Origin of the sequence: Clavibacter quasicaliforniensis (genome assembly GCF_051201715.1) — a bacterium.
GTDB classification, from domain to species: domain Bacteria; phylum Actinomycetota; class Actinomycetes; order Actinomycetales; family Microbacteriaceae; genus Clavibacter; species Clavibacter seminis.
In genome coordinates this window covers 270,875-290,965 of sequence record NZ_CP139624.1, presented here as the reverse complement: position 1 = coordinate 290,965, position 20,091 = coordinate 270,875, and the positions used below count along the sequence as shown (strand labels likewise).

Below are 20,091 nucleotides of genomic sequence, written 5' to 3'. Positions count from 1 at the left end.
GCCATCGATCCTCCCGGGCGTCACGCGCCAGGCGGTGATCGCGTGATCGCGGTGCCATCGATCCTCCCGGGCGTCACGCGCCAGGCGGTGATCGCGTGATCGCGGTGATCGGGGCGTCCGGTGCTGTCGGGCGTCCCGCGGTGCTCGCCCTCCGCGCCGCGTCCGACGAGCCGCTCCGGCTCGGCGGCCGTCGCGAGGCCCCGCTCCGCGAGCTCGCCGAGGAGGCGGGCGGCCGGGTCGAGACCGTGACCGTCGACCTCATGGACGACGACGCGCTCGCGCGCTTCTGCCACGGGGCAGACGTGGTGGTGCACTGCGCCGCGCCGGCCTTCGCGTTCGGCGACCGGATCGCGGCCGCCGCCCTCGAGGCGGGCGCCGACTACGTGGACGTCTGCGGCGAGGAGCCCGTGCGCGCGGGCCTCGTCGCGCGCGGTCTCGCCGCGGACGCCGCGCGCGACGGCCACCGCGCGGTCGTGTCGACGGGCGTGGTCCCTGGCCTCTCGGGCCTCCTGCCGCGGCTCGTCGCCGAGGGGCTGCGCGGTCCGCTCCGACTGCGCGGCTGGGTGGGCGGCGTCGAGGCGTGCTCCCCCGGGGTCGCGCTCGACGTGCCGCTGTCGCTCGCGGCCGGCGGCCCCGGATCCACCGCGTACGGCACGCCGCTCGCCGCGTGGTCCGGCGGCCGACGCGTCGAGCGCGCGCTGCGCGCGGAGGAGGACGCGACGGCGCCCTTCTTCGCGGGCCGGGTCGCGCTGCAGCCGTACCTGTCGGCGGAGACGGAGCGGATCGCGCGCGGGCGCGGGTTCGCGGATGCCCGGTGGTGGAACGTGCACCCGGGGCCCGCCGTGCGCGACGCCCTCAATCGGCTGCCCGCGCTGCTCGCGGGAGAGGACGGCGCAGCAGCGGCCGCCGACGCCCTCATCCGCGCGGGCGACCTCGACCTGCTCGGGAACCGGCCGTTCCACGTGCTCGCCGTCTCCGTCGACGGCACGGACGACGAGGGCGCTCCGGTCGAGCGCGCGATCGTGCTGCACAGCGACGACAGCTATGTGCTCGCTGGACGGCTCGCGGCCATCACCGTGCAGGAGATCCGCGCGGGCGCCGTGCCGCCGGGCGTCGGCTTCGCGCACGACGTGCTGGATCCGCAGCGCGTCCTCGACCTCGTCGTCGCCTCGGGCGCGAGCACCGTCACCCGCATCGACGACGCCGGCGACGCGGGCGAGATGGTGGAGGAGGACCTGTGACGGACGACGCCGCCGACCGCCCGCTGCGCGTCGTCGTCTGCGGCACGGGCTTCGGCCGCATCCACCTCCGCGCGGTCGGGCTCGTCCCCGGCCTGAGGCTCGCCGGCATCCTCGCGCGCGGCGGCGACGCCTCCCGCGCCCTCGCGGCCGAGCACGGCGTGCCGCTCTGGACCGACGTCGCCGACCTGCCCGCCCACGTCGACCTGGCCTCCGTCGCCGTGGGGTCTGCCGTGCAGGGCGGGCCCGGATCCGAGCTCGTGCTGGCGCTCCTCGCCCGCGGGATCCACGTGCTGCAGGAGCACCCGGCCCACCCCGACGAGATCACCGCGGCCGCCCGGGCGGCCCGGACGGCCGGCGTGCGCTACCGCCTCTCGACGCACTACCGGCACGTCCGCGCGACCCGCGGCTTCCTCGCGTCGGCAGAGCGGCTGCGGGCCAGGAGCCCGATCGTGCACGTGGACGCGGCGGGTCCCGTCCACCTGCTGCAGCCGCTCGTCGACATCCTCGGCCTGGCGGTCGGCGGGCTCCGGCCGTGGGCGTTCGCGGATCCCGTGGAGCGCCCGCGCGAGCTGACCGCGCTGGAGGCGCGCGCGTCGCCGCTCACCGCCGTCGAGGGCGTGGTCGGCGGCATCCCGCTCTCGCTGCGCGTGCACGACGAGCTGCACCCCGCCGACCGCGACAACCACGCGCTGCTCTGGCCGCGCATCGCGCTCGCGTCGGAGGCGGGCGTGCTGACGCTCGCCGACGTGCACGGGCCCGTCACCTGGAGCCCCGCGCTGCACACCCGGCGCGACGCGGCCGGCCGACTCGACCTCGACGGGGATCCCGCCCGGCGCGCCCTGCCGCGCCTCTCCGCGTGGCCGGACGCGCCCGCCCCGACCGCGGGCGACCTCTTCGACGACGTGTGGCCGGACGCGGTGGCGCACGCGCTCAGGCAGCTCGTGGCGGAGATCCGCTCGGGTGACGGCGACGCCCTCCGCGCGGCGCAGGCGGACATCACGATGGCGCGCGCGTGGGTCGACCTCACACGCAGGCTCGGTCCGCCGCGCAGCATCCGGCCGGGCGAGCCGCCGCGCGTGACGGCCGCGGCGATCCTGCCCGCGGCGGAGGCGGCACCCGCGGGCGGGCACGGGGCGTCCGGCCCAGCCGCCGACGCGGGCCCGGGTCCGGGCCCGGGCGATCCGGCGCACGCCGACCCCTACGGCCCCGCGGCCGAGCTCTTCGACCTCGCCGCCGCCGAGCACGCCGAGCTCACGGCGGCCGCGGTCTGCCGCCTCCTCGACGGCCGGGACCTGTCCGCGGCGCCCGTGCTCGACATCGGGGCGGGCACGGGCGTCATCGCGCGGGCCGTCGCCCGCGCGCATCCCGAGGCGCTCGTGGTGGCGGCCGAGCCGTCCGAGCCGCTGCGCGCGGTGCTGACCGCGAGGATCCTCGACGCCCCCGGCCTCCAGGAGCGCGTCACCGTGACCGCCGGATCCGCGCCCGACCTCGACCTGCCCGACCGCATCGCCGCGGTGCTGCTCTGCGGGGTGCTCGGCCACCTCGATGCCGGGCAGCGCGCCCGGCTCTGGGAGCGCATCGCGGAGCGGCTGCTGCCGGACGGGGTCGTCATCGTCGAGACGATGGGGCTCGAGCCCGGGGCGCGCGTGCCCGAGTCGCGGCTGGCCCGCACGCGCGTGGGCGACGACGAGGTCGAGTGGTGGTTCCGGGCGGATCCCGCACCCGGCGGCATGCTCGACCTGCGCACGCGCTGGCTCAGCCGCGAGCCCGGGGGCCGGGAGCGCGAGGTGCACGACGCGTTCTCCTGGGATCCGGTGGGCCTCGAGGAGCTCGCCCGCGAGGCCGGCATGGACCTCGTGCGCCTGCCCGCCGCGGCCGGCGCGTCGCTGCCGCTCGGCGCGCTCGTGCCGCGGCCGGCGGATCCGCCCGCCGGGTGACGCGCCTCCCTCCACACCGCGCGGCGCCCTTGTCGCGAATGATTCTCAACAAGGGCTACGCTCCTTCCCGACCCACCCCGCAGCGAGGAGCCGCACCATGATCGAGACCCCGCGCGACGAGGGCGGCTGGCTGCGGCGCATCGCGGCGGCGCCTGACGCCCGCATCCGCCTCGTGTGCCTGCCGCACGCGGGCGGCGCGGCGTCCGCATACCGCGGCTGGGCGCCGTTCGCGCCGCGGGGCGTCGAGGTCCTCGCGGTGCAGTACCCGGGCCGCGGCGACCGCTACGGCGATCCCCTGAGCCCCGATCTCGACACGCTCGCCGCCGACGTCGCGGCGGCCGTCGACGCGCTGCCCGAGCGCCTGCCCGTCGTGCTCTTCGGCCACAGCATGGGCGCGCTGGTCGCCTACGAGACCGCGCGCGTCCTCGCCGCGCGTGGCCGCCCCGCCGCCCGGCTCGTCGTGTCGGGACGCCGCGCTCCGACCGTGCGGTGGGGCGGCACCCTGCACCGGCAGGACGACGCCGCGCTCCTCGCCGACCTCGAGCGCCACTCCGGGACCGCGCCCGAGATCCTCGCCGACGACGACATGCGCCGCACCGTGCTCGCCTGCCTCCGCGACGACTACCGGCTCGTGGAGACGCACCGCACCGCCCCCGGCCCGGGACCAGGCTGCCCGGTGAGCGTGTTCAGCGGCGACGCGGATCCCGAGCTGCGGCCCGCGGAGGCCGAGGCGTGGCACCTGCTCGGCGGCGGCGGCGACGACGGCTCCGGCTCCGAGGGCGGTGACGCGGACGGCTCCGACGGCGGCGACGCCCTCCGCGTGTTCCGCGGCGGCCACTTCTACCTGGCCGAGCGGCCCGCGGAGGTGGTGGAGGCGATCGTCTCGCTGCTGGATCCGGCGCTCGCCTTCCCCGCCGACGCGCAGGCGATGTTCCCGTGACGCTCGAGCTCCAGGACTACTCCCCCGGCGCGGAGTTCTACGACCTCGTCGCCCGGCGCCACACGGAGGCGCTCGCGGGCGTGCTCGCCGAGGCGCTGGCGGTCGTCCCGGCGGGTGCGGACGCCGCGGCCGCCGCGCACGGCGAGGCCGAGGCCGACCCCGGCACCGTCGTGGAGCTCGGCGCGGGCACCGGCCGCGTCACGCGCCTGCTCGCCCGTCTCGTGCCCCGCGCGCCGATCCTCGCCGCGGAGCCCTCCCCCGTCATGCGCGCCGTGCTGCGCAGCCGCGTGCACGAGGATCCCGCCCTCCGCCGCCGGGTCACCATCCGCCCCGAGACGGCGCAGGAGCTCGTGCTGCCCGACCGGATCCGCGCGGTCGTGCTCATCGGCGTGGCCGGCCACCTCGGGAGCGACGACCGGGCCGACCTGTGGCGCCGCTGCCTCGAGCGCCTGGTCCCCGGCGGCGTGATCGTGGTCGACCTCATGGGGACGAGCGCGCGCTCCCTGCCGCCGACGCGCCTCCTGCGGGAGCGCATCGGCACACAGGCCTACGAGTGGTGGACCACGGCCGAGCCCGGTCGCGACGGCGCCACCCGCTTCACCACGCGCTGGCTCGTGCTCGACGGCGCGAGGACGGTACGCGAGGTCCGAGGAGGATACGAATGGCACAGCCTGGACCAGGCGACGCTCGCCCGGGAGGCGGGCCGGTCGTGGACCGTGCTCCGCGGCGGGGCCGAGGAGGCGGCGACCGAGGTCGCGGTGCTCGGCCGATGACGGACGCGGCCGACACCCCGGACGCGGCCGACGCGACGGATCCCCCCGCGACCGTGGCCGGGGCCGTCCGGGCGGTCCGCGGCCGGCTGGCGGCGGCCGTGCTGCTGCAGGCGGCGGCCTCCGCGAGCGGGCTCGTCGCCGTCGTCGCGGTCGCCGAGATCGGCCGGGCCGCGGTCGCCGACCCCGGAGGTCCCCCGGCGTGGGGCGGCGTGGTCCTCGCCGCCGTCGCCGGCATCGCGGGCCTCCTGCTGGCCGCGTCCGCCGACACGCTCACGCACCTCGCCGACGCCGACCTCCAGCTCGACCTCCGGCGCCTCGTGGTCGCGCGACTCGGCCTGGTCCCGCTCGCCTGGTTCGACGACCACGACGCCGGCAAGGTGCGCCAGGCCGTGCAGCAGGACGTGGCGGCGCTGCACGCGCTCGTCGCGCACACGCTCCTCGACGTCACGCGGCTCGTCGTCGTCACCATCGCGTCGCTCGTCTACCTGCTCGCGCTCGACGTGCCGCTCGCGCTCGTGTGCCTCCTGCCGCTCGTCGCCGGCGTCGTGCTCTTCGCGCGGGCGATGGCGGGAGCGATGTCGTCCATGGCGGAGTACGGGCGCGCGTCGGCCGAGATCGCGGGCAGCGTGGTGGAGTTCGCCGACGGGATCCAGGTGGTGCGCTCCTTCGGCCGGCCCGGCCGCGCCCACGCGCGCTACCTGCGCGCGGTCGACGCGTTCGCCGCGTTCTTCGGCGCATGGGTCGCGCGCACCACGGCGGCCACGACCGCGTCCTGGCTGACCGTCTCGCCCATCGGCGTTCTCGCCCTCGTCGTGCCCGTCGGCGGCGCGATGGTCGCGTCCGGCGCGCTGCCCGCCGCGGACCTCGCCCCCTTCCTCCTGCTCGCGCCGGCGATGGCGGCGCCCGTCGGCGTCATCGGCCCGCGTGCGCAGGCCATCCGGGGCGCGGTCGACGCGGCGAGGGCCGTCGACGAGGTGCTGCGCGCGCCCGTCGAGCCGGACGTGGCCGAGCCCCGCGAGCCCGACGCCCGCCATGGCGCCGGCCTCGTGCTCCGCGGCGTCTGCTTCTCCTACGACGGCGAGCGCGACGCGCTCCGGGACGTCGACCTCGAGCTGCCCCCGGGATCCGTGACCGCGGTCGTCGGCCCGTCCGGCTCCGGCAAGTCCACGCTCGCCGCCCTCGTGGCCCGCCTGCGCCTGCCCACCCGCGGCGCCCTCGAGCTCGGCGGCGTCGACGTGCGCGACGCGACCCCGTCGGCCTGGCACGCGCAGGTCGGCTGCGTGCTGCAGGACACGGTGCTGCTGCGCGACACGGCGCTCGAGAACCTCCGGCTGGGACGCCCCGACGCGTCGCTCGACGAGGTGCGCGCCGCCGCGCGGATCGCGCAGGTCGACGACGTCATCGACGAGCTGCCCGACGGGTACGGCACCGTGCTTGATCCGCGCGGCGGCCTCTCCGGCGGCGAGGCCCAGCGCGTCGCCCTGGCTCGCGCGCTCGTGGCCGACTGCCCGGTGCTGGTGCTCGACGAGCCGATGGCGCACGCCGACCCGAGCACGGCCGCGCGCATGCAACGCGCGCTCGCCTCCGCGACCCGGGGCCGGACCGTGCTGGTCGTCGCGCACCGGCTGGAGACGGTGGAGCACGCCGACCGCATCGTCGTGATGGAGGCCGGCCGCGTCGCGGAGCAGGGCACGCACGCGGAGCTCCTGGCCCGGGACGGCCTGTACGCGCGGCTCCTGCGCTCCGGCGCGACCGCGCCCGGACCCGCGCCCGGCGCGACCCATGAGGAGGTGCGCTGATGCGCGCGATCGACGATGCCCGGCGCACCCTGGGGCCCGAGGGCGAGCGGGAGCTGCGCCCGGTCGTGGCGCGGATGGCGGCGGCGTCCGTGCTGCACGGCGCGGCGGTCGTGGCCCTCGTGCCGGTGCTGGAGCGCCTCTTCGGCCCGGATCCGGCGTCCGCGTGGCCGTGGATCGCCCTCTTCCTGCTCCTCGCCGCCGCGCACCTCGCCGTGCAGGCCCGAGCGCAGTCGGCCGCGTTCGGGGCGGGCGTCCGGGCGGCGAACGCGCTGCACCACCGCATCGGCGACCACGTGGTGCGCCTGCCGCTCGCCTGGTTCGACGCCACCCACCGCGCGGAGCTCGCGGCCGCGGCGGGCGGCAGCGTGCTCGCGTCGATGGGCGTGCCCGCCTACCTGCTGCGGCCGCTCATCACCGCGACCGTCGTGCCCGCGGTCATCGCGGCGTCCCTCCTGGTGCTGGATCCCCCGCTCGGCGTCGCCCTCCTCGTGCTCGCGCCCGTCCTGGTGCTGGCCCTCCGCGTCGGCGGCCGGATCGTGGCGCGCGCCGACGCCGAGCGCGCCGACGCCGACTCGGGGATCGGCGAGCGCGTCGTCGAGTTCGCCCAGGCGCAGCACGTGCTGCGGGCGCACGGGCGCACCGGGCGCGACGCGGGCCTCGTCGACGCGATCCTCGTGCGGCACCGCGCCGCGTCGCGCGCGCTCATCGGCCGCACCGTCGCGGGGCTGGTCGCGTTCGGCGCCGTCATGCGCGTCGTCCTCGTCGCGGCGCTCGCCATCGCGGCGACCCGCGTGCTCGGCGGCCCCGTCGACCCGGGGCGCACGGTCGCGACGCTCGTGCTCGTCTTCCACGCCGCCGACCTCGTGGGCCAGGCGGCTGAGCTGGCGGTCGGCGTGCGCGCCGCGCGGCGCGACCTCGGGGCCGTGGCCCGGATCCTCGACGCCGCCCCCATCCCCGAGCCGCAGCCCGGCATGACGCGCGTGCCCGACGGTGCCGACGTGGAGCTCGACGGCGTGTCCTTCTCCTACCCGGGATCCGCGACCGAGGCCGTCTCGGGCCTCGACGCCGCGCTGCCCGCCGGCCGCATGACCGCGCTCGTGGGGCCGTCCGGATCCGGCAAGACGACGGTCGCGCGGCTCATCGCCCGCGCCGCCGACGTGACGGGCGGGGCCGTGCGGATCGGCGGCGTCGACGTCCGCGACATGGCGCTGGCCGACGTGGCCGCGCACGTGTCCACCGTCTTCCAGGACGTCCATCTGCTCGCGGGGACGCTCGGCGACAACGTGCGCATCGCGGATCCGGACGCGGGCGACGCGGCCGTGGCCGATGCGCTCCGCCGCGCGGGCCTGCCGCTCGGCGACGGCCTCGACCTCGACACGCCCGTGGGCGAGGGCGGCCGCCAGCTGTCGGGCGGCCAGCGCCAGCGCGTCTCGATCGCACGCGTGCTCGTGAAGGACGCTCCCGTGGTCGTGCTCGACGAGGCCACGGCGGCGCTCGACGCGGAGAGCGCGGCGGCCGTGGCCGAGGCGATCCGGCTCCTGCGCGGGCGCAGGACCCTGCTCGTGATCGCGCACCGGCTCGACACCGTGCGGAGCGCCGACGAGATCCTCGTGCTCGACGGCGGCCGCCTCGTGCAGCGCGGCACGCACGACGAGCTGGCCGGGCAGCCGGGCGTCTACGCGGGGTTCCTCGCCGACGTCGTCGCGGCGGACGGCTGGCGGGTGCGGGCCCAGTACTCGTAGCGCGACGCGGTCTGGAAGCCGAGGCCGTCGTAGAGCGCGCGAGCGCCGTCGTTCTCCGCGACGACCTGCAGCCAGAGGTCGGTGATCCCGCGCTCGACGCCGGCCCGGACCGCCGCGCCCATGACGGCCCGCGACAGCCCGCGGCGTCGGGCCTCGGGGCGCGTCGCTACGGCGAAGAGCCCGCCCCAGCCGCCCACGAGCGCGAGCCGCGCGGTGGCGAGCACGCGGTCGCCGTCGCGGTCGCCGTCGCGCACGGCCGCGTACACGGACGGGCCGCGCTCGAGGATCCCGCGGGCGACGGCGAGCTCCGCGGATCCGCCGCGCCCGTCGACGCTCCACCACGCGTCGAGCCAGGCGTCGTCGGGAGCGTCGGCGACCGTGACGGCGAGCGCGGGATCCGCGTTTCGCGCGCCCGCCAGCCGCTCCGCCACCGCGGCGGCGTCGGCGACCTGCACGAGCGTGCGCGCCTCGGCGACGTAGCCGCGGGCGGCGAGCCGGGACGCGAGGTCCGCGGGCTCGGACGCGGGCGACACCTGCACGCAGGCGTCGATGCCGTGGTCGCGCGCGAAGGCCTCGACCGCGTCGAGCGCGGCGTCCGGATCGGCGACGGGGCCGGCCGGGAGCGCCGAGTTCGCGCGCTTCGTCACTCCCCCGGCCGCGCGCAGGATCCACCCGCCGTGCCGCTCGCGGTGCTCCGCCGGCCAGCCGCGTTCGGCGAGGTCGTCCAGCAGGGCGGCCGCGGCGCGCGGGTCCATGGCGGCGACGGCGGCGGCGCCTGCTCCGGATCCGGCGTCGACGCTCACGCCAGCGCCCCCGCGTCCGCCGCGCCCCGCGACACCTCGTCGTCCGCGTCCGCCGCCCGCAGCACGCGCAGCGCGTTGCCGCCGGCGAGCGCGCGGAGGTCGTCGTCCGACCAGCCGCGCTCGGCGAGCGCCGCGATCAGCGCCGAGTAGCGCGACACGTCCTCGAGCCCGTCGGGCGTGCGGTCGACGCCGTCGTAGTCGCCGCCGAGGCCCACGTGCCGGGGGCCGGCGACCTCGCGGATCCGCTCCACGTGCCGCACGACGTCGGCCAGCGTCGCGCGCGGCCGCTCCCCGGGCCGGCGGGCGGCGACGGCCTGCACGCCCTCGTGGTCGCGCGGATCCACGCCCTCCGCCACCGCGAGCGCCAGCGTCTCGTCGTGCCACTCCGCGACCGCGGGCGACACGAACTGCGGCACGAACGTCGCCATGCAGACGCCGCCGTTCTCCGGCAGCGCGGCGAGCACGTCGTCGGGCACGTTCCGCGGCACGTCGCACTCGGCGCGCGCCCCCGAGTGCGAGAACAGCACGGGCCGGCGGGCGATCCGCAGCGCGTGCCGCATCACGTCGGCCGACACGTGCGAGAGGTCGACGAGCATGCCGATCCGCTCCATCTCGGCCACGACGCGCTCGCCCGCCGGGCTCAGCCCGTGGTGCACGGGCGCGTCGGTGGCGGAGTCGGCCCACGCCACGTTCGCGTTGTGCGTGAGCGTCATGTAGCGGACGCCGAGCGCGCGCATGGTCCGCAGCGCGCCGAGGGATCCGCCGATCGAGTGGCCGCCCTCCATGCCCATCAGCGACGCGATGCGTCCGGACGCGACGACGCGCTCGACGTCGTCCGCGGTCACGGCGAGCGCGAGCCGGTCCGGGTGCGCGGCGACGAGGCGGCGCACCACGTCGATCTGCTCGATGGTCGAGCGCACGGGGTCGATGCCCGGCAGGTCAGGCACCCACACCGACCAGAACTGCGCCGCCACCCGGCCGCGCGCCAGGCGCGGCAGGTCGGTGTGCAGGCCGGGCACAGCATCCTCGACGGCGAGGCGCGCGATCACGTCGTCGGCGACGGACGCGCTCGGCCCGCCCTCCCGCACCGCGCGCTCGCGGAGCGCCCAGGCGAGGTCGTCGTGGCCGTCGACGATCCCCTGCGCGTCGAGCAGGCGCGCGACGCGGTCGGCGAGCGCGGGCGAGGGGGCGGGTGCGTCCGTCATCCGCGGATCAGCGCCCGGTGCCGTCGACCGCGAACGGCTCGATGGCCGCGAGCTCGTCGTGCGTCAGCGCCGGGGCGCCGGCCGCGGCCACGTTCTGCTCCAGCTGCTCCACGCTCGACGCGCCGATGAGCGCGCTCGTGATCCCCGGGTGCCGCAGCACCCACGACAGCGCGAGCTGCGCGAGCGTCTGCCCGCGCCCCTCGGCCACCGCCTGCAGGCCGCGCGCCCGCTCGAGGTAGACGGACGAGACCGCGGACTCGTCGAGGAACCCGCTGGTCGCGGCGCGCGAGTCGGCGGGGATGGATCCCGACAGGTACCGGTCGGTGAGCAGCCCCTGCGCGAGCGGCGAGAACACGATGCAGCCGGATCCCGCCTCCTCGAGCACGGGCAGCAGCCCGCCCTCGACGTGCCGGTTGAACATGGAGTAGCTCGGCTGGTGGATGGTCAGCGGCACCTTGTGCTCGGCGAGCGCCGCCACGGCGCGCTCGGTCTGCTCGGGCGAGTAGTTGCTGATCCCGGCGTAGAGCGCCTTGCCCTGGTGCACCGCGGTCGCGAGCGCGCCCATGGTCTCCTCGATGGGCGTCTCGGGATCCGGGCGGTGCGAGTAGAAGACGTCGACGTACTCGAGGCCCATGCGCCCGAGGCTCTGGTCGAGGGACGCGAGCATGGACTTGCGGGATCCCCACTCGCCGTAGGGGCCGTCCCACATGAGGTAGCCGGCCTTGGAGGAGATGACGATCTCGTCGCGGTACGGGCGGAGGTCCTCGGCGAGGATCCGGCCGAACGCGGTCTCGGCGCTGCCGGGAGGCGGGCCGTAGTTGTTGGCGAGGTCGAAGTGCGTGATGCCGAGGTCGAACGCGCGACGGACGATGGCGCGCTGGGTGTCGATCGGGCGGGCGGTGCCGAAGTTGTGCCAGAGGCCCAGCGACAGCTCGGGGAGCTTGAGGCCCGAGCGGCCGGAGCGGCGGTACGGCATGGACGAGTAGCGATCGGGATGAGCGACGTAGGTCATCCGCCGAGCGTACCGATGGCCGCTCGCCTGGCCCGCGCGCGCGGCGGACCCTCCACCCGGTGGCCGCCCGCGGCAACCCCCTAGGCGGGCGGCGGCGGAGGGCCTTCACTGAGAGCGTGCACACCATCCGCTACGCCGACGGGCGCTACCTGACGGGCGACGACATCGCCCGTGCCGTCGTCGAGTGCGCGCGGGCGCTCGCGCGCGAGGGGACGGCCGCGGAGAGCGTGACGGTGCCCGTGTGGCTGCCCGAGGGCGGCGTCGGCTCGGTCGCGATCCTCATCGGACCGGCCAGCCAGATCGTGGTGGAGCCGGCCGGCCCCTCGGAGGACGAGCTGCGCGACCCGGAGGCCGTCGACCGGATCCGCGCGCTCACCGTCCGCGCCCGCCAATCGCAGTCGAGCACCAGCGTGAGCGCCGACCAGCAGGACGGCGCGGTCGTCCCGGGGCTCGAGGACCTGGACTGACGGCACGCGCGCCTCCTCGGCGCGCGCACCCGCGTCGGCACGGGAGGATGGATCCCGTCCCCACCCGCATCGACGCGAGGAGCCCCCATGCCCGACACCGCCGTCCCCTCCGCCCTCCTCCACCTCCGGGCGTCCGGCGTCTCGCTGGTCCTCGACCTCACGGAGGGCCGCCTGCCGGCCGTCGTGCACTGGGGCGCGGATCTCGGCGACACCACCGCGGCCGACCTCGCGACGCTCGCGCTCGCGGCCGTCGAGCCCATCGCGGGCAGCGTCGCCGACGACCCCATCCGCCTCGCGATCCTCCCCGAGGCGCACACCTCCTGGACCGGCAAGCCCGGCCTCGAGGGCCACCGCGACGGCGCGGACTGGTCGCCGCTGTTCCGCGTCACCTCGGCCACCGTCGACGGCTCCCCTCTCCCGTCGGGCGTCGACGGACGGCCCGGATCCACATCCACCGGCCCCGCCCTCGTGCACGTCGACGCGGTCGACGAGGTCGCGGGCCTCGCCCTCGCGCTCGACGTCGAGCTGCTCGCGTCCGGCCTCGTCCGCACGCGCGCCGAGGTCACGAACCTGGCCGCGGGGACCTACTCCGTCGGCGGCGTCACGCTCGCGCTGCCCCTGCCGGCCGAGGCCCGCGAGATCCTCGACTTCGCGGGGCGCTGGGGCCTCGAGCGCACTCCGCAGCGCCGCGAGCTCGTGGTCGGGATCCACGAGCGCGAGGGCCGCAAGGGCCGCACCGGACCCGACGCCGCGACCCTCCTCTCCGTCGGCACGCCGGGCTTCGGCTTCCGGCAGGGCGAGGTCCGCGGGGTCCACGTCGCGTTCAGCGGCAACCACCGCCACTACGCCGAGCGGCTCTCCACCGGCCGCCAGGTGATCGGCGGCGGCGAGCTGCTGCTGCCCGGCGAGGTGCGCCTGGCACAGGGCGAGGCGTACGCGAGCCCGTGGGTCTACGCCGCGTACGGCGACGGCCTCGACGACCAGGCCGCCCGCTTCCATCGCCACCTGCGCGCCCGCGACACGCACCCGCGCCGCGACCGGCCCATGACGATCAACGTGTGGGAGGCGGTCTACTTCGACCACGACCTCGCGCGCCTGACGGACCTCGCGGATCGCGCCGCCGCGCTCGGCGTCGAGCGCTACGTGCTCGACGACGGCTGGTTCCGCCACCGCCGCGACGACCACGCCGGCCTCGGCGACTGGTACGTCGACGAGGGCGTCTGGCCGGACGGGCTGGGCCCGATCATCGACCACGTCACGAGCCTCGGCATGGAGTTCGGCATCTGGTTCGAGCCCGAGATGGTCAACGAGGACTCCGACCTCGCGCGCGCCCACCCCGAGTGGATCATGGCCACGGGCGGCCGCCTCCCCGTGCGCGCCCGGGACCAGCAGGTGCTCGACCTCGCGATCCCCGAGGCCTACGACCACGTGCTCGATCGGATGACCGCGATCCTGAGCGAGAACGACATCGCCTACATCAAGTGGGACCACAACCGCGACCTGGTGGATGCCGGCATCTCCCCGCGCGGCGAGGCCGGCGTGCACCTGCAGACGCTCGCCGCCTACCGCCTCATGGACGAGCTGAAGGCGCGCTTCCCCGGGCTCGAGATCGAGTCGTGCTCGTCGGGCGGATCCCGCGTCGACCTCGGCGTGCTCGAGCGCACCGACCGCGTCTGGGTCTCCGACTGCATCGACCCGCTCGACCGCCAGACGATGATGCGCTGGACCATGCAGCTCCTGCCGCCGGAGCTGATGGGCTCCCACATCGCGTCGGGCGTGAGCCACACCACCGGCCGCGCCCACCGGCTCGCGTTCCGCGCGGGCTCGGCGCTCTACGGCCACCTCGGCATCGAGTGGGACCTCGCGCAGGCCACCGACGAGGAGAACGCGGACCTGGCGGCGTGGATCGCCCTCTACAAGGAGGAGCGCGCGCTGATGCACACGGGCACGGTCGTCCGCGCGGACGAGAGCGACCCGACCCTGCTGGTCTACGGCGCCGTCGCGCCGTCGGCCGACTCCGCGCTCTTCTTCCTGGCGTCGATCGGCCGCTCCGAGGTCTCCCCGCGCGGCCGCTTCCTGCTGCCTGGGCTGGATCCCGAGCGCCGCTACCGCGTGGAGCCGGTGCGCGTCGGCACCCCCGAGCCGGGCTTCGCGGCGCCGGCCTGGTGGGACGGCGTCGAGCTGACGGGCCGCGCGCTGGCCGCCTCGGGCCTGCACGCGCCGCTGATGCTGCCCGAGTCGATCGCGATCCTGCGGGTGACGGCGGTCTGATCCCGGCCAGACGCGACGACGGCCCGCAGCGCGCACCCGCCAGGGAGCGCGCTGCGGGCCGCACGGGGTTCAGGCGCCGGGCGCCGCATCCTCCGGCTCGTCGCTCCACGCGCGGCTGACCGTGAGGCCGTCGCCGTCGGGCGCGAGGTCGACCCGCACCGCGTCGCCGTCGCGGATGTCGCCCGCGAGCAGCTCGCGCGCGAGGCGGTCGTCGATCTCGCGCTGCATGAGCCGGCGCAGCGGCCGGGCGCCGTACAGCGGATCGTGGCCGCGCTCGGCGAGCCAGCGGCGCGCGTCGGGCGTGACGCCGAGCGAGAGCCGGCGGTCGGAGAGCCGCACGCCGAGCCGGTCGATGTAGAGCTCCACGATCTGCGCGAGGTCGTCCATCGACAGCGTCTGGAACACCACGATGTCGTCGAGCCGGTTCACGAACTCCGGCTTGAACGTCTGGCGCACGAGCTGCTGCACGGCCTGCTCGCGCTGGTCGAGCGGGAGCGTGGCGTCGCTGATGAGCTGCGAGCCGAGGTTGCTGGTGAGCACGAGGATCACGTTGCGGAAGTCGACCGTGCGGCCCTGGCCGTCGGTGAGCCGCCCGTCGTCGAGCACCTGGAGCAGCACGTCGAACACCTCCGGGTGCGCCTTCTCGACCTCGTCGAGCAGCACCACCGAGTACGGGCGGCGCCGCACGGCCTCGGTGAGCTGGCCGCCCTGCTCGTAGCCGACGTACCCGGGAGGCGCGCCCACCAGGCGCGAGACGGCGAACTTCTCGCCGTACTCGCTCATGTCGATGCGCACCATCGCCTTCTCGTCGTCGAACAGGAACTCGGCGAGCGCCTTCGCGAGCTCCGTCTTGCCGACGCCCGTGGGGCCGAGGAAGAGGAAGGAGCCGGTGGGCCGGTCGGGATCCGAGATGCCGGCCCGCGTGCGCCGCACCGCGTCGGCGACGGCCCGCACGGCCTGCTTCTGGCCGATGAGCCGCTTGCCGAGCTCCTGCTCGAGGTGCAGCAGCTTCTCGGTCTCGCCCTGGAGCAGCCGGCCGACGGGGATCCCCGTCCACGCCGCGACGACCGCCGCCACGTCCTCGGCGGTCACCTGCTCGTTCACCATGCGGTCCTCGGCCGACGGCACCGACTCGGCGGCCTCCGCCTGCGCGACCTCCCGCTCGATCACGGGGATCTCGCCGTAGAGCAGGCGCGACGCCTTCTCCAGGTTCCCCTCGCGCTGGGCCCGCTCGGCGCGGATCCGCAGCTCGTTCAGCTCGTCCTTCAGCTTGCCGACGCGGTTGACGCTCGCGCGCTCCGCCTCCCAGCGCCGCTGCAGCTCGCCGAGGGTCTGCTCGCGCGCCGCGACGTCCTCGCGCAGCTTCGCGAGCCGCGCCTTCGACGCCTCGTCCTTCTCGCGCTTGAGGGCGAGCTCCTCGAGCCGCATGCGGTCGACCGCGCGCCGCAGCTCGTCGATCTCCACGGGCGACGAGTCGATCTCCATCCGCAGCCGCGAGGCCGCCTCGTCGATGAGGTCGATGGCCTTGTCCGGCAGCTGGCGGGCGGGGATGTAGCGGTTGGAGAGGGACGCGGCCGCGACGAGGGCCGCGTCCGTGATGGGCACCTGGTGGTGCGCCTCGTACCGGCCCTTGAGCCCGCGGAGGATCGCGACCGTGTCCTCGACGCTCGGCTCGCCGACGTACACCTGCTGGAAGCGGCGCTCGAGCGCGGCGTCCTTCTCGATGTACTGCCGGTACTCGTCGAGCGTGGTCGCGCCGATGAGTCGGAGCTCGCCGCGCGCGAGCATGGGCTTGAGCATGTTGGACGCCGCGACGGATCCCTCGCCGCCGCCCGCGCCCATGAGCGTGTGCAGCTCGTCGACGAACGTGATGATCTCGCCGTCGGCGTCGTCGATCTCCTTGAGCACCGCCTTCAGCCGCTCCTCGAACTCGCCGCGGTACTTCGCGCCGGCGACGAGCGCCGCGAGATCCAGCGACACGAGCTGCTTGCCCTTGAGAGAGTCGGCCACGTCGCCCGCGACGATGCGCTGGGCGAGGCCCTCGACCACGGCGGTCTTGCCGACGCCGGGCTCGCCGATGAGCACCGGGTTGTTCTTGGTGCGCCGCGTGAGCACCTGGCTGATGCGCCGGATCTCCGCGTCGCGTCCGATGACCGGGTCGAGCTTGCCGCTCTTCGCGATCTCGGTCAGGTTCACCCCGTACTGCTCGAGCGCGGTCTTCGCGTTCTCGTCGGTGGCGGGTGCGCCCTGCATGTTGGCCACTGCGTTCCCTTCGGTCGTACTTGAGTCGTGCAGGCTCAAGTTTACTTCCGGATCCGACTCACCGCTACCGGGCGACGGCCACCGATGGCGCCCCCGCCACCGCGATCGCCACGTCCTCCGTCACCAGGTCGGCGTTCGCCATCGCGCCCGCCATGGTGCCGGCGGCCATCGCCACCGGCACGTTCGCCGACGCGCTGGCCGCGTTGCCCGCCACGAGGAGGCCGGGGACGCTCGTGCGGCCCATCGGATCCACCGCGACGAACGAACCCCAGGGCGTGTCCTCCGTCGCGGCGCCCAGCGCCCGGGCCATGCCGTCGCGGGGCGCGACGCCCGGCATGGCGAAGAGCGAGTCGAGCGGGAGGATCCGGCCGTCGGCGAGCTCCACGCCCTCGAGCGCACCCCGCTCCCCGAGCACGCGCACGACCGCGGCCTCCTCGACGCGGATCCCGCGGGCGTCGATCCCGGCGCGTGTGGCGGCGTCGATCGCGAGGGGCACGCCGTCCGCCGTGCCGCCCGCCACGAGGAAAGTGATGTCGGCGGACCACTGGCGGAGCATCTGCACGTGGTGGAGGCTGGCGGCCCCGGTCGCGAGCACGCCGATGCGGCGGTCGCGCACCTCGTAGCCGTCGCAGTACGGGCAGACGACGACGCCCGCGCCCCAGTGCGCGGCGAGGCCGGGGATCTCGGGCAGGACGTCGGCGAGACCGGTCGCGAGGATCACGCGGCGGGCCGCGACCTCGGCCCCGCCGTCGAGCGTCACGCGGAAGCGCGGGCCCGACGGGTCATCGACGGCCGCGATCCCCTCCACCCGCCCGTCGACCACGACGCCGCCGTAGCCCTCGACCTCGCGGCGCCCCTCCGCGACGAGCTGCCGCGGCGGCTTCCCGTCGTGACCGAGCACTCCGTGCATGTGCGCCGCGACCGCGTTGCGGGGCTGGCCCGCGTCCACGACGAGCACGCTCCGACGGGCACGCGCCAGCATGAGCGCCGCGCTCGATCCCGCGACGCCGCCGCCGATGACGACCGCGTCCCACTCGTGCCGTCCGTCGGATCCCTGTGTGATGTCCATGGTCCGAGCCTGACGCGTCCCGTCGTCCGGCGCACGACTCCTTGCGGGAACGGCAAGGCGAGACCGGTCGTACCGCGGTGGGGACGTCAGCCGGGGAGCGCCTCGATGCGCCGCATCACGTCGGCGGGCGACGGCAGCGCGCGCATCTCCCCCGCCACGGCGGCGGCGCCCGCGCGCACGGACGCGTCGCCGAGCAGGTCCCGGATCCGCGTCGCGAGCTCGGCCGTCGTGGCGCGCGCGTCGAGCATCGCGCCCGCGCCGAGGTCCCGGACGCGCTCGCCGTTCGGCAGGTGGTCGGCGCCGAGCGGGAGCACGAGCAGGGGCACGCCGCGCGAGAGCGCCTGCGTCATGGTGCCGGATCCCCCGTGCGTCACGACGAGGTCGGCCACGGCCAGCGCCCCGTCCTGCGGCACGTACCGCTCGACGCGGACGCGCGGGCTGCGCGTCGGGAACCCAGCCGGGTCGATCTCCGGCCCGGTGGTCACCAGCGCGCGCACCGGGAGCGAATCGAGCGCCGCGATGATCCGCGGCAGCAGGTCGCCGGACGCCCGGTTGAAGACGGTGCCGAGCGTCGCGTAGACGCGGTGCTCCTCGTCGCCCGCCGCGAGCCAGGCGACGGCGGGGTGGTCGCTCTCGGGCTCCGGCGCCTCGGGGCGCATGCGCGTCATCGGGCCTCGCGGAGCGCGATCACCGCGGAGCGCGGGCGGGAACGGCACCACCGTGAGCGCGCCGTGCACCCCGCGCAGCTCGGGATCCGGCGCGAGCCCGACCTCCGCCCGGAACGCCTGCATCGGCTCGCGGAGCCGCTCGAGCCACGCGTCGGGCGCGGTCGCGAACACCTCGACCACGACGCATGGGAGCCCGGAGAGCTCCGCCGCGACCATCGCCCCGAAGTCCTGCCCGTCGCAGATCACGACGTCCGCCGCCCAGGAGGTGGCGATCCCGGCGACGGCCGCGCGCGCCTCGCGGGCGCTGTCGCCGAGGAAGTACGGCGCGACGTTCGCCAGCAGGCCGGATGAGGTGACGGGCGTGAGGATCCCGGTGCCCCCTTCCCGCCAGGTGGCGTCGGCCGTCGACGGCATCGTCGACACCTCGCGCGGGTGGAGGTGGTCGAACCCGGTCTGGTCGAGCACGACCGACCGCGCGCCGCAGAGGGCGGTCTCGTGACCGGCCGCCGCGGCCGCGTGCGCGAGCGGCAGCATCGGGCCGAGGTGGCCCCGACCGCGGGCGAAGGAGAAGAGGATGCGCAGGGGCGCCTCGGTCGCGGGCTTCATGGCGTCGGCGCTCCTTCGGAGGTGGGCGGAGCGGGCGGGTCCGCGGGAGTCGACGGACGGCCGCCGAGCAGGAGCGTCGACCATCGCATGCGCCACCCGCAGGCGGGCGCGACCCTCCCCAGGTGCCGCGTTCGCCGCCGGCCGCCGCGTGCCCGCCTGCTCAGTGCCGGTGCTCGGTGTCCCAGACGGGGAACGGATCCGCGTAGCCGTGCCACTCGGCAGGCCCCGCGACCAGCTCGGCCGCGTCGAGGAGGCAGGCGCCGAGGATCCCGTCGAGCAGGGCGCCGTCGAGGTGCTCGCCCACGAACGCGATCTCCTGCCCGGCCGGCGAGTCGGCGTCCCAGCTGCGCATGGAGGTCGGGTCGAGGCTCAGCACGTCGCCTGCGGTGGCCCACGCGCCGACGGTCGCGGGCCGGGTCGCGAGGCGCACGAGCCCGCGCGAGCGGACGATCCGGCCGACCGGGCCCGCCACGAGGTCGTGCGCGACGGCCTGGTGCAGACGGCCGGGGTGGAACGGGCGCGGGTCGCGGAAGACGTGCACGCCCATCCCGTCGGCGGAGGTCGGCGCGGCCTCGCCCGCGAGCGCGACCTGCCACCCCATGCCCGCGGCGAGCCCACGAGCACGCCCCCGGCCGATGCGCAGGGGCGCAGGCGCGAGCGATGCGCGGTCGACCGTGGCGACGATGCGGGCATCCGGGGCCAGGTGCGCGAGCAGGGCGACGGCGCGGCGCGCGTCGGGGGTGGGGCGATCGGGATCCAGGTCGGGGAGCACCACGACGCTCGCGCACTCGAGCCGCCCGGCCAGCCGCTCGGCCGCGTCGAACGGCGTCATGTCGGCGTCGCTCGGGTCGAGCAGCAGCTCGCGGATCTCGGCGACGGAGGACACCGCGACCACGTCGAGGATCCCGATGGGCGTGGATCCGGGATGCCGCGCCTCGACGACGTGCTCCAGCACGAGCGCGACCTCGAGCGGATCCGCCGCCGGCTCGAGCGCGACGACCGCGAGCCCGCGGCGCCCGTCGTCGACGTCCGCGATGAGGCCGTCCGCGAGGTCCGCGCCGAGGTCGCCGCTGTCGCCGCCCGGCGCCTCGACCACGGCGGGCCGGTCCGACGCGGGTGCGCCGACCGCGGCCGCGGCGACGCGCGAGGCGGCCTCGAGGTCGCTCGCCGAGACGAGGGTGACGGCCAGGCCGCCGCGGGTGACGGACGGGCGGGCATCGCGGTGGGGATCCATCCGCCCAGCCTAGAAGAGAATGGTTCTCATCTGCGCCGCGGGCGATGTCGCCGCGTCGACCT

At 76.5% G+C, this 20,091-nt stretch carries 15 protein-coding genes; 8 read left to right on the top strand and 7 right to left on the bottom strand.

Translation table 11 applies throughout. The annotated features are described in order from the left end of the window. The first annotated feature begins 95 nt into the window (after positions 1 to 95). The 6 genes from NL142_RS01480 to NL142_RS01455 all read left to right on the top strand — a co-directional run bounded on the left by NL142_RS01480 (position 96) and on the right by NL142_RS01455 (position 8,432). The gene (locus tag NL142_RS01480; protein ID WP_435080678.1) at positions 96 to 1,241 is read left to right on the top strand and encodes a saccharopine dehydrogenase NADP-binding domain-containing protein; all 1,146 of its coding nucleotides are present in this window, start codon (positions 96 to 98) and stop codon (positions 1,239 to 1,241) included. After that, positions 1,238 to 3,178: a Gfo/Idh/MocA family oxidoreductase gene (locus tag NL142_RS01475; RefSeq protein WP_435080677.1), complete on the top strand. Its 1,941-nt coding sequence runs from the start codon at positions 1,238 to 1,240 to the stop codon at positions 3,176 to 3,178. Before NL142_RS01480 ends, NL142_RS01475 begins: the two co-directional genes overlap by 4 nt. 97 nt (positions 3,179 to 3,275) lie before the next feature. Then, complete coding sequence (locus NL142_RS01470; RefSeq protein ID WP_435080676.1) at positions 3,276 to 4,118, top strand: thioesterase II family protein; 843 nt, start codon at positions 3,276 to 3,278, stop codon at positions 4,116 to 4,118. Beyond that, on the top strand, positions 4,115 to 4,891 hold the full coding sequence (locus tag NL142_RS01465; RefSeq protein WP_435080675.1) for a class I SAM-dependent methyltransferase: 777 nt from the start codon (positions 4,115 to 4,117) through the stop codon (positions 4,889 to 4,891). Before NL142_RS01470 ends, NL142_RS01465 begins: the two co-directional genes overlap by 4 nt. Further along, on the top strand, positions 4,888 to 6,690 hold the full coding sequence (locus NL142_RS01460) for an ABC transporter ATP-binding protein (RefSeq protein ID WP_435080674.1): 1,803 nt from the start codon (positions 4,888 to 4,890) through the stop codon (positions 6,688 to 6,690). Before NL142_RS01465 ends, NL142_RS01460 begins: the two co-directional genes overlap by 4 nt. Beyond that, positions 6,690 to 8,432, top strand: coding sequence for an ABC transporter ATP-binding protein (locus tag NL142_RS01455; protein ID WP_435080673.1), 1,743 nt, complete (start codon positions 6,690 to 6,692; stop codon positions 8,430 to 8,432). The genes NL142_RS01460 and NL142_RS01455 overlap by 1 nt, the downstream gene beginning before the upstream one ends. On the opposite strand, the gene NL142_RS01450 is transcribed toward NL142_RS01455, so the two are convergent. From NL142_RS01450 to NL142_RS01440, 3 genes are read right to left on the bottom strand one after another with little or no spacing between them, the layout of a single operon-like run. Further along, positions 8,366 to 9,235: a GNAT family N-acetyltransferase gene (locus NL142_RS01450; RefSeq protein WP_435080672.1), complete on the bottom strand. Its 870-nt coding sequence runs from the start codon at positions 9,233 to 9,235 to the stop codon at positions 8,366 to 8,368. The genes NL142_RS01455 and NL142_RS01450 overlap by 67 nt on opposite strands. Beyond that, positions 9,232 to 10,440 carry a dipeptidase gene (locus NL142_RS01445; RefSeq protein ID WP_435080671.1) on the bottom strand — a complete coding sequence of 403 codons (1,209 nt, stop codon included), beginning with the start codon at positions 10,438 to 10,440 and terminating at the stop codon, positions 9,232 to 9,234. The genes NL142_RS01450 and NL142_RS01445 overlap by 4 nt, the downstream gene beginning before the upstream one ends. Before the next feature lie 7 nt (positions 10,441 to 10,447). Continuing rightward, on the bottom strand, positions 10,448 to 11,452 hold the full coding sequence (locus NL142_RS01440) for an aldo/keto reductase (protein ID WP_435080670.1): 1,005 nt from the start codon (positions 11,450 to 11,452) through the stop codon (positions 10,448 to 10,450). Positions 11,453 to 11,568: 116 nt separating this feature from the next. On the opposite strand from NL142_RS01440, the gene NL142_RS01435 reads away from it, so the two are divergent. Together NL142_RS01435 and NL142_RS01430 are read left to right on the top strand one after the other, a co-directional pair. After that, complete coding sequence (locus tag NL142_RS01435; protein WP_435080669.1) at positions 11,569 to 11,919, top strand: hypothetical protein; 351 nt, start codon at positions 11,569 to 11,571, stop codon at positions 11,917 to 11,919. 87 nt (positions 11,920 to 12,006) lie between these two features. After that, entirely contained in the window at positions 12,007 to 14,190 is a 2,184-nt protein-coding gene (locus NL142_RS01430; protein ID WP_435080668.1) for an alpha-galactosidase, read from the top strand. Positions 14,191 to 14,259: 69 nt separating this feature from the next. Here NL142_RS01430 and NL142_RS01425 read toward each other — a convergent pair whose 3' ends face one another. The 4 genes from NL142_RS01425 to NL142_RS01410 form a co-directional block, all read right to left on the bottom strand. After that, positions 14,260 to 16,452: an ATP-dependent Clp protease ATP-binding subunit gene (locus NL142_RS01425; protein ID WP_435080666.1), complete on the bottom strand. Its 2,193-nt coding sequence runs from the start codon at positions 16,450 to 16,452 to the stop codon at positions 14,260 to 14,262. 64 nt (positions 16,453 to 16,516) lie between these two features. Next, positions 16,517 to 17,521 carry an NAD(P)/FAD-dependent oxidoreductase gene (locus NL142_RS01420; RefSeq protein WP_435080665.1) on the bottom strand — a complete coding sequence of 335 codons (1,005 nt, stop codon included), beginning with the start codon at positions 17,519 to 17,521 and terminating at the stop codon, positions 16,517 to 16,519. A gap of 86 nt (positions 17,522 to 17,607) precedes the next feature. Further along, on the bottom strand, positions 17,608 to 18,795 hold the full coding sequence (locus tag NL142_RS01415) for a glycosyltransferase (protein ID WP_435080664.1): 1,188 nt from the start codon (positions 18,793 to 18,795) through the stop codon (positions 17,608 to 17,610). Between the two features lie 160 nt (positions 18,796 to 18,955). Further along, positions 18,956 to 20,029 carry a GTP-binding protein gene (locus NL142_RS01410; RefSeq protein WP_435080663.1) on the bottom strand — a complete coding sequence of 358 codons (1,074 nt, stop codon included), beginning with the start codon at positions 20,027 to 20,029 and terminating at the stop codon, positions 18,956 to 18,958. Between the last annotated feature and the right edge of the window lie 62 nt (positions 20,030 to 20,091).

Bases quoted from the DNA above. Each gene is read 5' to 3' on its own strand.
- NL142_RS01440 (WP_435080670.1), bottom strand. From the start codon at position 11,452: ATGACCTACGTCGCTCATCCCGATCGCTACTCGTCCATGCCGTACCGC.
- NL142_RS01430 (WP_435080668.1), top strand. From the start codon at position 12,007: ATGCCCGACACCGCCGTCCCCTCCGCCCTCCTCCACCTCCGGGCGTCC.
- NL142_RS01460 (WP_435080674.1), top strand. From the start codon at position 4,888: ATGACGGACGCGGCCGACACCCCGGACGCGGCCGACGCGACGGATCCC.
- NL142_RS01445 (WP_435080671.1), bottom strand. From the start codon at position 10,440: ATGACGGACGCACCCGCCCCCTCGCCCGCGCTCGCCGACCGCGTCGCG.
- NL142_RS01415 (WP_435080664.1), bottom strand. From the start codon at position 18,795: ATGAAGCCCGCGACCGAGGCGCCCCTGCGCATCCTCTTCTCCTTCGCC.
- NL142_RS01455 (WP_435080673.1), top strand. From the start codon at position 6,690: ATGCGCGCGATCGACGATGCCCGGCGCACCCTGGGGCCCGAGGGCGAG.
- NL142_RS01420 (WP_435080665.1), bottom strand. From the start codon at position 17,521: ATGGACATCACACAGGGATCCGACGGACGGCACGAGTGGGACGCGGTC.
- NL142_RS01410 (WP_435080663.1), bottom strand. From the start codon at position 20,029: ATGGATCCCCACCGCGATGCCCGCCCGTCCGTCACCCGCGGCGGCCTG.
- NL142_RS01470 (WP_435080676.1), top strand. From the start codon at position 3,276: ATGATCGAGACCCCGCGCGACGAGGGCGGCTGGCTGCGGCGCATCGCG.